The 13,980-nt window shown below is 72.9% G+C and carries 12 protein-coding genes; 7 read left to right on the top strand and 5 right to left on the bottom strand.

Annotated features, from left to right (window positions below; all coding sequences use genetic code 11):
- Both AOK00_RS27450 and AOK00_RS27455 read right to left on the bottom strand, forming a co-directional pair.
- The coding region (locus tag AOK00_RS27450; protein ID WP_055602954.1) for an ABC transporter permease at positions 1-1,895 on the bottom strand (1,895 nt) is incomplete at its 3' end.
- Entirely contained in the window at positions 1,895-2,353 is a 459-nt protein-coding gene (locus tag AOK00_RS27455; protein ID WP_055602944.1) for a hypothetical protein, read from the bottom strand. The genes AOK00_RS27450 and AOK00_RS27455, both read right to left, overlap by 1 nt.
- A 117-nt stretch (positions 2,354-2,470) precedes the next feature.
- On the opposite strand from AOK00_RS27455, the gene AOK00_RS27460 reads away from it, so the two are divergent.
- The 4 genes from AOK00_RS27460 to AOK00_RS27475 all read left to right on the top strand — a co-directional run bounded on the left by AOK00_RS27460 (position 2,471) and on the right by AOK00_RS27475 (position 6,715).
- Positions 2,471-2,995, top strand: a complete 525-nt coding sequence (locus AOK00_RS27460) for a hypothetical protein (RefSeq protein ID WP_063886673.1) — start codon at positions 2,471-2,473, stop codon at positions 2,993-2,995.
- The gene (locus AOK00_RS27465; protein WP_055602946.1) at positions 2,973-4,289 is read left to right on the top strand and encodes an ABC transporter substrate-binding protein; all 1,317 of its coding nucleotides are present in this window, start codon (positions 2,973-2,975) and stop codon (positions 4,287-4,289) included. The genes AOK00_RS27460 and AOK00_RS27465 overlap by 23 nt, the downstream gene beginning before the upstream one ends.
- Positions 4,290-4,380: 91 nt before the next feature.
- Complete coding sequence (locus AOK00_RS27470) at positions 4,381-5,655, top strand: glycosyltransferase family 4 protein (RefSeq protein ID WP_055602947.1); 1,275 nt, start codon at positions 4,381-4,383, stop codon at positions 5,653-5,655.
- A 73-nt stretch (positions 5,656-5,728) separates the two neighbouring features.
- Positions 5,729-6,715 (top strand): helix-turn-helix transcriptional regulator, encoded by a 987-nt coding sequence (locus AOK00_RS27475; protein WP_055602948.1) that lies wholly within the window; start codon positions 5,729-5,731, stop codon positions 6,713-6,715.
- Here AOK00_RS27475 and ctaD read toward each other — a convergent pair.
- Positions 6,654-8,366, bottom strand: a complete 1,713-nt coding sequence (gene ctaD / locus AOK00_RS27480) for an aa3-type cytochrome oxidase subunit I (RefSeq protein ID WP_055602949.1) — start codon at positions 8,364-8,366, stop codon at positions 6,654-6,656. The two genes, AOK00_RS27475 and ctaD, sit on opposite strands and share 62 nt — an antisense overlap.
- Before the next feature lie 310 nt (positions 8,367-8,676).
- On the opposite strand from ctaD, the gene AOK00_RS27485 reads away from it, so the two are divergent.
- Positions 8,677-8,892, top strand: coding sequence for an I78 family peptidase inhibitor (locus tag AOK00_RS27485; RefSeq protein WP_055602950.1), 216 nt, complete (start codon positions 8,677-8,679; stop codon positions 8,890-8,892).
- Positions 8,893-9,009: 117 nt separating this feature from the next.
- Here the strand turns inward: AOK00_RS27485 and AOK00_RS27490 are convergent, their stop codons facing one another.
- Positions 9,010-9,927: a phosphatase PAP2 family protein gene (locus AOK00_RS27490; RefSeq protein ID WP_055602951.1), complete on the bottom strand. Its 918-nt coding sequence runs from the start codon at positions 9,925-9,927 to the stop codon at positions 9,010-9,012.
- A 405-nt stretch (positions 9,928-10,332) separates the two neighbouring features.
- Here AOK00_RS27490 and AOK00_RS27495 point away from each other — a divergent pair, with 405 nt between their 5' ends.
- Positions 10,333-12,177 carry an MFS transporter gene (locus tag AOK00_RS27495; RefSeq protein WP_055602952.1) on the top strand — a complete coding sequence of 615 codons (1,845 nt, stop codon included), beginning with the start codon at positions 10,333-10,335 and terminating at the stop codon, positions 12,175-12,177.
- A gap of 40 nt (positions 12,178-12,217) precedes the next feature.
- On the opposite strand, the gene AOK00_RS27500 is transcribed toward AOK00_RS27495, so the two are convergent.
- On the bottom strand, positions 12,218-12,652 hold the full coding sequence (locus AOK00_RS27500) for a cell division protein SepF (protein WP_030315727.1): 435 nt from the start codon (positions 12,650-12,652) through the stop codon (positions 12,218-12,220).
- A 322-nt stretch (positions 12,653-12,974) separates the two neighbouring features.
- On the opposite strand from AOK00_RS27500, the gene AOK00_RS27505 reads away from it, so the two are divergent.
- Positions 12,975-13,980 (top strand): DUF5685 family protein (locus AOK00_RS27505; protein WP_055602953.1); only part of this gene is annotated, 1,006 nt, incomplete at its 3' end.

A 13,980-nucleotide genomic window follows, 5' to 3' on the forward strand; every position in this document is an offset into this window, starting at 1 on the left:
GCCGCGGGCCGGTGCGGGCGCGTCCGGTCTTCGGCCGGACCGGGGTCCCCGCCGGCAGGGGCGGTGCGACGGGGAACGAGGGCCCTCGGTCCCCCCGTGGGGCGTGCGGCGCCGTCGGCGGCCGCGGGTGCGCGGGTCCTCCGCGGGAGCAGGGTGCTCAGCGGGGGGATCCTGGCCGTCAGGGTGGCGAGCAGGCCCAGGGCCAGTGCCGCCGTGCCCGCGTACGCGCCCGCGTCCAGGGTGGTCAGGAGGGCCGCCGCCGCCAGCGGGGTCAGGAGGCTGTCCGCGCCCAGGACCAGGACCGCGGCGAACCACAGCAGGCCGCGGACCGGGTCGTACGCCTCCGGGTCGAAGGCGCGCAGGCCCATGCCGAGCAGGCCGCCGCCCAGGGCCGCCAGGGCCGCGCCCAGGACGAACGCGAGGAGCTTCAGGCCGGGGACCGCGACGCCCGCCGCCTCCGCGCCAGGCTCGTGGTCCCGCAGCGCCGCGAGCGCCCGGCCCGTGCGGCCCCGGCGGAGGGCCGCCACCAGGGCCAGGCATCCCGCGAGGACGACGAGTTCGAGGGCGTAGAAGGCGCGGTCGTCGGAGAAGCCGGCCGGGCGGCCGAGGGACAGGCCGGCCGTCGCGTACGGCTGGGTGAGGACGAAGCGGCTCACCGCCACGCCCGTCGCCAGCGTCACGAGCGCCAGCGCCAGGCCGTGCCGGCGGATCGCCGGCCAGCCCGTGAGCAGGCCCACCGCCCCGACCAGCGGCACCGCGAGGCCGAGGGCCGGGAGGCCCGGGACCCCACGGGCCGTGAGCAGCGCCGTGAACAGGGCGCCCAGGCCCGCGTACGCCGCCTGCCCGAGCGTGATCTGGCCGCCCCGCCCCGCCACCACGACCAGGGACAGCAGGATGACCGCGAGCGCCGGGACCTGGATCGCCGTGTGCAGGTCCGAGCCCGCGAAGCCCAGCGGCAGCAGGAACAGCACGCCCACGACGAGCCACACGGCCCCCGGCACCCGTCCCGGGCGCACCGGCGGCGGCAGCGCGTCCCGGCCCTTGCCGCCGATCCCCGGCAGGACGAGCGCGGCGACCAGGAGCGCCACCACGAACAGGTTCGCCCCGACGGCCTGGACCAGCGGTCCCGCCCATCCTTCCGGGTGCAGCCGGGTGAGCTGGGCCTGGGCGACGCCGATGGCGAGCGCGGCCGACACCGCGACCGGCAGGGACCGCATCCGGGCGATGACGGCGACCGCGATCACCTCGACGACGAGCAGCGGCATCCCGTACGGGTCGAGCCGCACGTACGGGGCGAGGAGCACGCCGGTGAGCCCGGCGGTGAACGAGCCGAAGGCCCAGCCGGCCGCCGCGACCCGGTCCGCGTCGATTCCGGAGAGCACCGCGAGCGGCCGGTTGTCGATCACGGCCCGTAGCTCCCGCCCGAACCGGGTCCACCGGGTCACCGCCCCCACCAGGCAGGCGAGCACCACCACCGCACCGAGCTGGGCCCAGGGATCGTCGCCGAGGAGCACGGGCGCGTCGTCGTACGCCCCCGGGCCCCACAGCAGCACCGCCGCGCCCACGAGCAGCACGAAGACGCCGATGGAGGCAACCAGGGACTGCGCCGGGTTCGCCTCCCGCCGGGCGAGCGGCCGGAACACCCCGAGGTCCAGGACGAGTCCGATGCCGGGCGCGACGACGAGAAGGGTGACGAGGGCGCCCACGGGCAGCGGCCAGCCCCAGACGACCACCAGCTGGCGGAGCACGTACGCGCAGATCATGGCCACCGCGCCGTGGGCCAGGTTCAGGACGCCGGTCGCCCGGTAGGTGACGATCAGTCCGATCCCGGTGAGCGCGGCGGCGCTGCCGACCGCGAGGCCGGCCAGCGTCAACTCGTACGTCAGGGAGGCCATCAGGGCGGCCACGGCTCACATACCGGGCAGGGGGCCAGGGCCGCTTCCCCCACCTCCGTCGCCTCCGGCTTGCCCGCGATCAGCGGGCAGTCCGGGCGGTGCGCGAGCGTTCCGCCCGGGACGCGGAGCGGCGGGCCGTCGGAGGAGGGCGGGGGAGTCTCCTCCGCCGCGGGGCCGTCCGCCGACGTCGGGCCGTCCGCCGGCGTGGAGGAGCGCTCCTCCGCCGTCCTTGGGCCGTGCGGTTCCGGAGGGCGTACGGGAAGCGCGTACGCCGTCACCACGAGGATCGCGCCCGCCACGATCAGGGCCGCGCCCGGCACCGTGCACGAGGCCAGATAGGGCAGCTGGCGCTCCGCGAACCGCTCGCCGGAGATCCCGTACCAGCCGAGCACGCACAGCACCGCGCCCCCGGCGGCCGCCACGAGGCCGCTCCACAGCAGGATCCGGGATGTCGGCACGGCGACCTCCCTCGGCTCTTCCCCACGCTATGCCCTGATCTTGCACTATGCCCCGATACGTCCCACCCTGGAAGCATCGGGCCGTACGGCCCGGAAGGACACCCGGTGGTGAGCCAGATGGTTTTCACACGACTCGGCCGACGCCCCCGGCTCGCCGCCCTCGCGGCCGCCGCCGTCCTGGCGCTCACCCCCGTCGTCGCGGGCTGCTCGGACGACGGAGCCGGCGGCGGAGAGGGCCGCTACGACGACACCGAGACCTCCGCCGCGCCCACGGGCGGCGACGAACCCGACGACCCCGCCGCCGCGAAGGCGGAGATCACCAGGAACTGGACGGCGTTCTTCGACCCCGGCACCCCCGCCGCCGAGCGGGTGAAGCTCCTGGAGAACGGGGAGCAGATGCAGCAGGTCCTCGCCGCCTTCGGCGGCGACAAGAACGCCGCCATGACCTCCGCGAAGGTCACCGGCGTCGAGTTCACCTCCGCCACCGAGGCCAATGTGACGTACGACCTGCTGGTCGGCGGATCCCCCGCGCTGCCCGGCTCGCAGGGCACGTCCGTCCTCCAGAACGACACCTGGAAGGTCACCGTGAAGACGCTGTGCGGCCTGGTCCAGCTGAGCGGTGTCACCGTTCCGGGCTGCTGAGGCGGGAGCGGCACTGCTCCTGGCCCTGCTGCTCCTTCTCCTCACGGCCTGCGGCAGCCGGCTCCCGGAGCGTGCCTTCGAGACGCGGCCCACCGCCAACCCCTCCGGCGGTGAGCCGCTCCGCGTCGGGATCATCACCAGCGTCACCAGCCCCGTCGGCGGACAGGCCTTCACGGGCACGCGCGACGGAGCCCGCGCCTACTTCGACGCCCTCAACGCGCGCGGCGGCCTGGACGGGCGCCGGATCGAGGTCGAGACCTGCGACGACGGCGGCAGCGGTGTCGGGAACAACGCGTGCGTGCACCGGCTGATCGACGAGCGCGGGGTCTTCGCGCTGGTCGCCACCACCGCCCTCGACTACGCGGGCGCGCCCCTCGTCTCCCGTGCCGGGGTGCCCGACATCGGCGGCCAGCCCCTCACCCCCGCGTACGACACCTATCCGCACCTGTACGGGATCTACGGCAGCTCCGCCCCGCGCACCGGCGGGGAACCCGGCTGGGACGGGGTCCTGTACGGCGGGACGGAGGTCTACCGCTGGTTCCACAAGGAGAAGGGGGCGCGGACCGCCGCCGTCGTCTCCTACAACCAGAGCGCGTCCGCCGCGTACGCCCGGCTGGTCACCCGGGGGCTGCGCGCCGAGGGCTACCGGGTCGTCGGGGAACAGGTGGACTTCGCCCTGCCCAACTTCCGCGCGGTCGCCGCAGATCTGCGGGCCCAGCACGTCGACGTCCTCTTCGACGCCATGGACACCCACGGCAACGTGCGGCTGTGCGAGGCGATGGAGGCCCTCGGCGTACGGGTCGACGCGAAGGTCACCAACGTGCAGAACTGGTCCTCGTCCGTCGCCCGCGACTACGCCCGCGCGCCCGGCTGCCGGGACGCCCTCTGGGTGACCGGCGCGAGCCGCAACCACCAGGACACCGGCCATCCGGCGGTCCGCGAGTTCCGGACGGCGATGGGGGAACGGCCGCTGTCGCAGTGGCAGCTGGAGGGGTGGGCCGCGGCGATGTGGTTCACCGACGCGGCCCGCTCCTGCCTCACCGCCGGCGGCGGGAACGGTGAAGCCGACGGTGGGCTCACCCGCGCGTGCGTGGAGGCGTACATGAACCGCCCGGAGGCGTACACCGCGCGGGGGCTGCTGCTCCCCGCCCGCTACGAGCACCTCGCGCGGCCGCCCGAGACCCGGAACACCTGTCTGTCCGTGGCCCGTTGGCAGGACGGCAGGGGCTGGGTGAGCCAGGGCGAGATGACGGAGAACTGCGCGACCGTGCCCCAGCTGGGCTACCGCCCCTGACTGCTCATCGGCCACGGGCCGTGAACGGCCCCCCTCCACCGGCAGTACAGTCGGGCGACCGATCAACTGACCGGGGGGAACCGGCAGCGCGATGCGTATCTCCTTTCTGCTCCACAACGGCTACCACTACGGCGGCACGATCCGGACGACGTTCACCCTCGCCGAGGAACTGGCGAAGCGTCATGAGGTCGAGATCGTCTCGGTGTTCCGCCACCGTGACAGCCCCCTCCTCGGCCTGCCCTCCGGGGTGACCCTGCGCCACCTCGTCGACCTGCGTGAGGACAGCGCCGGATACGACGGCGACCACCCCGACTTCCACCGGCCGGCCGAGGTCTTCCCGCGCGGCGACGGACGCTGGAAGCAGTACAGCGCGCTCACCGACGCCCGGATCGGGGAGCACCTGCGCGGCGTCGAGGCCGACGTCCTCGTCGGCACCCGTCCGGGGCTCAACGTGCAGCTCGTCCGGCAGGCCCGGCGGGGGCCGGTCCTCGTCGGACAGGAACACCTGATCCTCGAGGGCCACACCTTCCGCCTGCGCCGGGACATCGGCCACGAGTACGCGCTCCTCGACGCCGTCACCACCGTCACCGAGGCGGACGCCCGCGCCTACCGGAGGCTCGGGCTGCCCGGCGTGCGCGTCGAGTCCGTGCCCAACAGCGTGCCCGCGCCCCCGGTGCCGCCCGCCGACCCCGCGGCGAAGACCGTCGTCGCGGCGGGCCGGCTCACCCGAGTCAAGCGGTACGACCTGCTGATCGACGCCTTCGCCGAGGTGGCCGCCGACCACCCCGAGTGGAAGCTGCGGATCTACGGCAGCGGCGACGCCGTCCAGAACCTCAAGGGGCCGCTGACCCGGCAGATCGAGGACCGGGGCCTCGGCGAGCAGGTCTTCCTCATGGGATCGGCGACCCCGCTGGAACCGGAGCTCGCCAAGGCCTCGATCGCCGCGGTGACCTCGCAGCGCGAGTCCTTCGGCATGACCATCGTCGAGGCGATGCGCTGCGGACTCCCGGTGGTCTCCACCGACTGCCCGCACGGGCCGGGCGAGATCATCGAGGACGGCGTCGACGGGTTCCTGGTGCCGGTCGACGACGTGGCGGCGTTCGCGCGGGCACTGCGCCGGCTCGTCGAGGACGACGAGCTGCGGGCCAAGACGGCACGGGCGGCGCTCGACGCGTCCGAGCGGTTCGACCCGGTCCGGATCGCCGCCCGGCACGAGGCGCTGTGGACGGAGCTCGTCGAGCGGGGCGCGAGCCGGCGCACCCACCCGCAGGGCCGGGTGACGCTGCACGCCGGGACCGGTCGGGTGATCGACGCGGTCTACGGCCTGAAGGCGCGGGCCGGCAGGCTCGTCCGCCGCTTCCGCTGACCGACCGGGACCCCCTCCGGCCGCCGTTCATCGAGGACAGAAGTCGTCCGCGAGGGCTGGCAGACTCGGGACCATGTTGGAGACCTCCGCACGGCTCTTGCGTCTGCTCTCGCTGCTCCAGGCCCACCGCGAGTGGTCCGGTGCCGACCTCGCCGACCGGCTCGGCGTCACACCCCGCACCGTACGGCGGGACGTCGACCGGCTCCGCGAGCTCGGCTACCCGGTCAACGCGAGCCCCGGGACCGGCGGCGGGTACCAGCTGGGCGCCGGGGCCGAGCTGCCGCCGCTGCTCCTCGACGACGAGGAGGCCGTGGCGGTCGCCGTCGGCCTGCGCGCCGCCGCCGGGCAGGGGGTCGAGGGCATCGGCGAGAGTTCGGTCCGTGCCCTGGCCAAACTGGAGCAGGTGCTTCCGGGGCGGCTGAGGCGCCGGGTGAGCGCCCTGAACGCCTTCACCGTCCCGATGCTGCGCACCCCGCGCGAGCTGATCGACCCGGCCGTCCTCACCGAACTCGCCAACGCCTGCCGGGACACCGAGCGGCTGCGCTTCGAGTACCGGGACCACGGCGGGGCCGCCACCCGCAGGAACGTCGAGCCGCACCGCCTGGTCTGCAGCGAGCGGCGCTGGTACCTGGTCGCCTGGGACGTGGACCGGGCCGACTGGCGCACCTTCCGGGCCGACCGGATCGTGCCGACGCCGCCGCACGGGCCCCGCTTCCCGCCCCGCGAGCCGCCCGCCGAGGATCTGGCCGCCTATGTGGCGAAGGGCGTGTCCACCTCGGCGTACGCGACCGAGGCGACGATCCGGCTGCATGTGCCGCTCGCCGAGGCCGCCGCTGCCGTCGGAGCTGCCGACGGCGTCCTGACGGCGGACGGGGAGGACGCCTGCCTGCTCCGGACCGGGGCCCACAGCCTCGATGTGATGGTGATCCACGTGTCGCTGATCGGCTTCGAGTTCGAGGTGGTCGACCCGCCCGAGCTGGTCGACCGGGTGCGGGCGCTCAGGGACCTGTTGTCCCGCTCCCTCGACCGGTCCCCCTCCGCTCCGGCGGAGGACTCGTGATCCGCATCCGCTCGTAGGCGGCGAACTCGGGGTGGTGCAGGTCGAAGGCCGGCGCCTCGGAGCGGATCCGGGGGACGACGTCGAAGTTGTGCCGGGGCGGCGGGCAGGAGGTGGCCCATTCGAGGGAGCGGCTGAACCCCCAGGGATCGTCGACCTCGACCTTCGCCCCGTACAGCGTGGTCCGCCACACGTTGTAGAGGAACGGCAGGGTGGACACGCCGAGCAGGAAGGCGCCGATGGTGGAGACGGTGTTGAGGGCGGTGAAGCCGTCCGCCTCCAGGTAGTCGGCGTACCGCCGGGGCATGCCCTCCGCGCCGAGCCAGTGCTGCACCAGGAAGGTCAGGTGGAAGCCGGTGAAGAGGGTCCAGAAGTGGATCTTCCCGAGCCGTTCGTCGAGCATCCGGCCGGTGAACTTGGGCCACCAGAAGGTGAAGCCGGCGAAGGTCGCGAAGACGACCGTGCCGAAGACCGTGTAGTGGAAGTGGGCGACCACGAAGTACGAGTCGGTGACCTGGAAGTCCATGGGAGGCGAGGCGAGGATCACTCCGGTGAGGCCGCCGAAGAGGAACGACACCAGGAAGCCGACGCTCCACAGCATCGGGGTCTCGAAGGAGAGCGACCCCCGCAGCATCGTCCCGGTCCAGTTGAAGAACTTCACCCCGGTGGGCACCGCGATCAGGAACGAGAGCAGCGAGAAGAACGGCAGCAGCACCGCGCCCGTCGCGAACATGTGATGGGCCCAGACGACCACCGAGAGGCCGGTGATCGCCATGGTGGCGGCGATCAGCGTGGTGTAGCCGAAGATCGGCTTGCGGGCGAAGACCGGGATGATCTCGCTGACGATCCCGAAGAACGGCAGCGCGATGATGTAGACCTCGGGATGGCCGAAGAACCAGAAGAGGTGCTGCCAGAGCAGCGCGCCGCCGTTCTCCGGCTGGAAGACCACCGAGCCGAGGCGTCGGTCCGCCTCCAGGACGAGCAGGGCCGCGGCGAGCACGGGGAAGGCGACGATCACCAGGACCGCCGTGAAGAGCACGTTCCAGGTGAAGATCGGCATCCGGAACATGGTCATGCCGGGCGCCCGCATCCCGATGATGGTCGCGAGGAAGTTCACCGAGGTCAGGATGGTGCCGAAGCCGGAGAGCGCGAGCCCCACGATCCACAGGTCGACGCCGACGCCGGGGGACCGCTCCAGGCTGTTGAGCGGGGCGTAGGCGGTCCAGCCGAAGGCGGCCGGGCCGGTCGGGGTGAGCAGCGAGCCGATCACCATCAGACTGCCGAAGAGGAACAGCCAGTACGAGAACATGTTCAGCCGCGGGAAGGCGACGTCGGGCGAGCCGATCTGCAGCGGCACCAGCTCGTTGGCGAAGCCGGCGAAGGTAGGTGTGGCGAAGAGCAGCAGCATGATCGTGCCGTGCAGGGTGAAGGCCTGGTTGAACTCCTGGTTCGTGAGCAGCTGGAGTCCGGGGCGGGCCAGCTCGGCCCGCATCAGCATCGCCATCAGCCCGGCGATGAGGAAGAAGACGAACGCGGTCACCAGGTAGAGGTGGCCGATCTTCTTGTGGTCGGTGGTGGTGAGCCAGTCGATCAGGATCCGCCCGTGCCGCACGCGGCTCGATTCGACGGTCGCGGTCGCTGTGCCGTTGCCCATCCGCTGCCTCCGCTTCGCGGTCGTCCCGGCTCCGCGTCTCCGGGCGTTCGGACAGCGTAAGCATTGTGTAAGGGAAGAGTGAGCGGCTCGCGTGCGCGTCGCGAGACAATTCGGGGCGGGCGGAGCGGGAAGAGTCGAATTACCCGCGTTCCGTCGGCACTTCCGGCCCCGTGGTGCGAACTGCCGGATGCCCTTCGGAATTACTGGAGAAACGGCCGGAATCCGTGTCGCGGAGTGACCGGGATCATGCCGAACATATGTCGAGAACTTGTGACACAAGCGTGACCGCCAAGGGACTAACGTGAGGGCCATGGCACCCACATCGCGCACTCCCGAACCGCCCGGCGACGCCCCCGAGTCCTATGTGGGCCTCGACGCGGAAGGCGCCGCACGGCTCGCCAGGACGCGGGGCTGGAGCACCGTGAGGTCGCTCCCGCCCGGCTCGATCATCACGATGGAGTACCTCGCCGGACGCATCAACTTCGAGGTCGAGGGCGGCACGGTCACCCGCTGCTGGCTCGGCTGAGGGGCCGGCGCCGGCGCACCGGGCGCGCTCGGTGCGTCCGTACCCGGGCATGCGGAAGGGCCCCGGCCGATCCCTCGGCCGGGGCCCTTCCGCATGCGTGTGGGCAGATGCCCGAGGTCAGCCGCGGGTCGCCGGGGCGCGGCCGCCGGCCACTCCCGTACGGGTCGCCGGAGCGCGGCCGCCGGCCACTCCGGCCGGCCCCCGGACCGGCTCCTCGGACCCGGGCGGACGCTGCGGGAAGTACCCGGGGCGGGGTCCTCCGGAGGCCACGGGCAGCGAGGGAACCAGACGGCGACGGTCCCGCAGCCGGTCCCGCACCCGGTCGCGCAGGGCGAGGATCCACGACTCCGCCACGGCGAGGACCGGCTCGCACCAGGGCAGGGCGAGCAGGATCAGCAGTCCGGCGGCCCAGCCGAGGAGGACGTCGCTCAGCCAGTGCGTGCCCAGATAGACCGTGGTGAGTCCGACGCCGAGCGCGACCACGGCGGAGAGCGCCGACAGATAGCGCCTGGCCCTCGGGGTCGTCGCCAGATAGGCGAGGATGCCCCAGGTCACGACCGCGTTGGCGGTGTGACCCGAGGGGAATATGTCGCCGCCCGCGAAGAGCTCGGCGGAGCCGACCTCGGTCGCGTAGTGGGGTCCGAGACGGCCGAGCCCGAGCTTGACCGCGCCGACCGTGACGTTGAGCAGCAGGAGGGCGGCGCCGAGGCAGAGCAGGGGCCGCAGGGTGTGCTGGCGCCAGGAGCGCCAGCCCAGCCAGGCGGCCACCATGACGGCCGTGGGGCCGCGCTGGCCGAGGACGACGTAGTAGTCGAGGAAGCCGTGGATCTCCGGCCACTGCTGATAGGGCCGGAAGAGCATGATCTTCCAGTCGAGGGTCACCAGCCACGTCGAGAGCAGCACGGCGACGACCATGGCGAGATAGAACGCCGACGTCCCGCCGAAGAGGGCGAGACGCGTGCGGGTCATCCGCGGGACCTCTATCTTCGGCGGTTCCGGCTCCCGGTCCAGCCGGGCAAAGATGTCGGTACGCACCCAATGGACGTTACAGGGAGTGAGAAGCAGACCCGGTCGTTCCGGTCTGTTCGTGATGTTGATGTGATGTGGAGTAGGTCTCAGCCGGTGGCCTATTCCCGGCGTCCGTCAGGAAATCCGATGACCTTCCGCCCTATTGTCGCGAAGTCGTTTCCGGAAGAGTGTTTGAATGCTCGGGAATTGCTTCAAACGGGTGTCCGTACGGAATTCCATGCGACGCGCGGGCCGCTCCGAGTGGCGTACGCCACACCGCACGGCCCGCCGGGGTGAGAGCTGCACCACGCGCTCGGGCCTTGAACTCGCGTACGCTGACGGCTCACTCGCCCGTCGATGCCGGGCCGCCCCAGGGGCATAAGCCCTGGTCGGGGCCCGCCGAGCGCGAGAGCTTCACTGGGAGGTACGTACATGTCGCGGACGAACACGGCCCCAGCACGACCGCGTGCCGCAGCCGACGGCGGAGCCAACCGCTGGGTCGTCCTCGTCGTCCTCTGCGTCAGCCTTCTCGTGGTCGCCCTCGACGCGACCATCCTCCATGTCGCGATCCCCTCGCTCACCGAGGACCTGCGCCCCAGCTCCACCTCGCTGCTCTGGATCGTCGACGCCTACCCCCTGATCTGCGCCTCGCTCCTGATCCTCTTCGGCACCCTCGGGGACCGGGTCGGACGGCGCAGAGTCCTGCTCCTCGGATACGCGCTGTTCGGCATCGCCTCGGCGGTCGCCGCGTTCGCCACCGAACCCTCGGTCCTCATCGGGGCCCGGGTGCTCCTCGGCGTCGGCGGCGCCATGATCATGCCCGCCACGCTCTCCATCCTCCGGGCGGTCTTCCCCGACCGGCGGGAGCGCGCCACCGCCATCGGGATCTGGACGGCGGTCGCCGCGATAGGCGCCGCCACCGGCCCCGTGCTCGGCGGCTTCCTCGTCGAGAACTACTGGTGGGGCTCCGTCTTCCTCATCAACATTCCGCTGATGGCGCTGATCCTGCCGCTCGGCCGCCGCCTCCTCCCCGAGTCCCGGGGAGCCGCCGACGGACCCTGGGACGTACTCGGCGCGCTCATGGCCGCCGCCGGTGTGCTCGGCTGCGTCCTCGGGGTCAAGCGCGCCGGCGCCGGCGAACCGCTCCTCGCGCTCCCGACCGCCGGGCCGCTGCTGCTCGGCGCCGCGCTCCTCGTCCTCTTCGTACGGCGCCAGAGGCGACGGCCCCACCCGCTGATCGACACGCGGCTCTTCTCCCGCGCCGCCTTCACCACCTCGGTCGGCTGCATCGTGCTCGCGATGCTGGCCCTGGTCGGCCTGCAGCTCATCGCCGTCCAGTACCTCCAGCTGGTCCTCGGCCTCAGCCCGCTGGAGACCGGGCTGCGTCTCCTGCCGCTCACCTTCGCCGCGATGGCCGCCGGCGCCACCGGCTCGTACACCCTGCGCAGGATCGGACCGCGCCGGATGGTCGGCTGGGGCTTCGTCCTCACCGCCGCCGCCGTGCTGCTGCTCACCTTCATGGGACAGCACGACCGGCCGCTGCTGCTCACGGTGGGCTTCGTGCTGCTCGGCTTCGGCCTGCAGACCACGCTCTTCTCGGCGTACGAGTCGATGCTCAGCGAGGCCCCGCAGCGGAGCGCGGGCGCCGCCGCCTCGATCGGCGAGACCTCGTACCAGCTCGGCGCGGGGATGGGCACGGCCCTGCTCGGCAGCGTGATGAACGCGGCGTACGCCCCCGGGCTCGCCGCCATCCCCGGGGTGCCCGCGGAGGCGAGCCGGGCCGCCGCGAACTCGCTCGGCGAGGCCTACCAGGTCGCCGACCAGCTCGGCGGCGCGGCCGGCGGCGCGCTGCACCAGGCCGCTCGGCACGCCTTCGTGAACGGGCTGCACATCACGCTCTTCGTGAGCGCGGGGCTGCTGCTGCTCGGCGCGGCGATGGCCCGGCGCCTGCCCCGGGTGATGGAGTGCCCGGTGGATCCGGAGGAGACGACGTCCGCCGGGGCCCCTGAGGAGACGGTGTCCGCCGGTGTCCCGGAGGCGGAGCCGTCGCTGCTGTCGAAGGCGGCTCAGTCCGACACGGCCGGGTCCGACACGGCCGGGTCCGACACGGCCGGGTCCGAGCCCGTCCGGTCAGCGCCGGTGCTGTCGAAGACGACGGGGGCCGTGCGGCCCTCGGGGTCGTCCGAGGCGCTGGAGCTCGCCGACTCGTCCGAGCCGCGGGTGCCCGCGACCCGGGAAGCGATCGAGCCCGCCGGCTCGGGGCGTCCGACGCACTGACCCGATCTTTCGGGGGGTGCCCGGCGGCCGGCGGACCCGCTCAGCTCTGGTTGAAGAAACCGTCCTGCTGACGACGGCCCGTCTCGCCGGTGACGATCTGGGTGTCGGCGGGGGTCAGCAGGAAGACCCGCGTCGCCACGCGCTCGATCGAACCGCGCAGACCGAAGGCGAGACCGGCGGCGAAGTCGACCACGCGCTTGGCGTCGTTCGGCTCCATCGCGGTCAGGTTCACGATCACCGGAACACCGTCCCGGAAGAGCTCGCCGATGCCCCTGGCGTCCCGGAAGCCGTCCGGGGAGACGGTGGCGATCCGCCGGCCCCGGTCCTCGGCGGTGTCCGTGGCCACCCGGACCCGGGGGTCCGTCACCCAGGCGTCGCCGCCCTCGGCACCGTCGGCGTACTCGTCGTCGTAGTAACGCTCGTCGTTGTCCTCGACGAGTCCCAGCCAGGCACTCGCCTTGCGCACCGATCCCATGGACGCCTCCTTTCACGCGGTCACTTGTGGTTCCGCAATCCCTATCGTCCTTCATGATGCGGATCGCGCGCCAAGTGGATAGTCGGCGCGCAGGGGATTCGTGACGGTACTGGTGCAGAACGTGAGCACCGTTTTCTGGCGATTCGTCAGGAAACTTGCGGTATGCGGGGCCTGGGGGAGGGCCATGTAGCTGAAAATATGAAAGTCGGGCCACAAGGGTGACGACGGGCGCGTACGGGTGAACGGACTCGCTCGCTACGATGCCGCGAGGCCGTCCGGCGGTCCATGGCCCGGCCCAGATCCACGACTCACGGGGGAGTCCATGTTCGGAATCGTCAGACCCTGCACCCATCGGCTCACCGACGGGCTCAAGACCGAGTGGATGGCCCATCTCTGCGGCCTCTGCCTGGCACTTCGCGCCGACCACGGCCAGTTCGCCCGGGTCGTCACCAACTACGACGGTCTCATCGTCTCGGTTCTGACGGAGGCTCAGACCGGCGTCACGGCGGCCGGCCGTCGCACGGCCGGGCCCTGCGCGCTGCGCGCCATGCGGACCGCTCCCGTGGCCAGGGGCGAGGGTGCCCGGCTCGCCGCCGCCGTCTCGCTGGTCCTCGCCTCGGCCAAGGTACGGGACCACGTCGCCGACCGGGACGGGCTGTTGGCCCGGCGGCCCGCCGCCGCCGCGGCCCGCCGCGTCGCCCGCTCCTGGGACAAGGCAGGGGCCAGGACCGGCCGCGCCCTCGGCTTCGACACCGCCGTCCTCGTCGACGCCGTCGACCGCCAGACCGGGATCGAGGCCCTCGCCGGACCCGGCACCTCCCTGCTCACCGTCACCGAACCGACCGAGACCGCCACCGCGGCCGCCTTCGCGCACACCGCCGTCCTCGCCGGACGGCCCGGGAACGCGGAGCCGCTCGCCGAGGCGGGCCGGCTCTTCGGCCGCCTCGCCCACCTCCTCGACGCCGTCGAGGACCAGACCGCCGACGCGGAGAAGGGTGCCTGGAACCCGCTCACCGCGACCGGCACCTCCCGCGAGGAGGCCCGCCGGCTCGCCGACGACGCCCTGCACGGCATCCGCCTCGCGCTGAGGGACGCCGAGTTCGCCGACGACAAGCTGGCGCACGTGCTGCTCGCCCACGAACTCCGCACCTCGGTGGACCGCGCCTTCGGCACGACGACCTGTGCGCACGGGGCGCCGGGGGCGGGGCAGGGCATGCCGGGCGGCCACGGCCACGGACCCGGAGGCCACGCCCACGGCGCCCACGGTCCGGTGCCCGGCAACCCGTACGCCCCCGGCCCCGGCGCCCCGTGCGCACAGGTCGTCGTGC

This window comes from Streptomyces aureus (genome assembly GCF_001418135.1).
In the GTDB taxonomy this organism is placed as follows: domain Bacteria; phylum Actinomycetota; class Actinomycetes; order Streptomycetales; family Streptomycetaceae; genus Streptomyces; species Streptomyces aureus_A.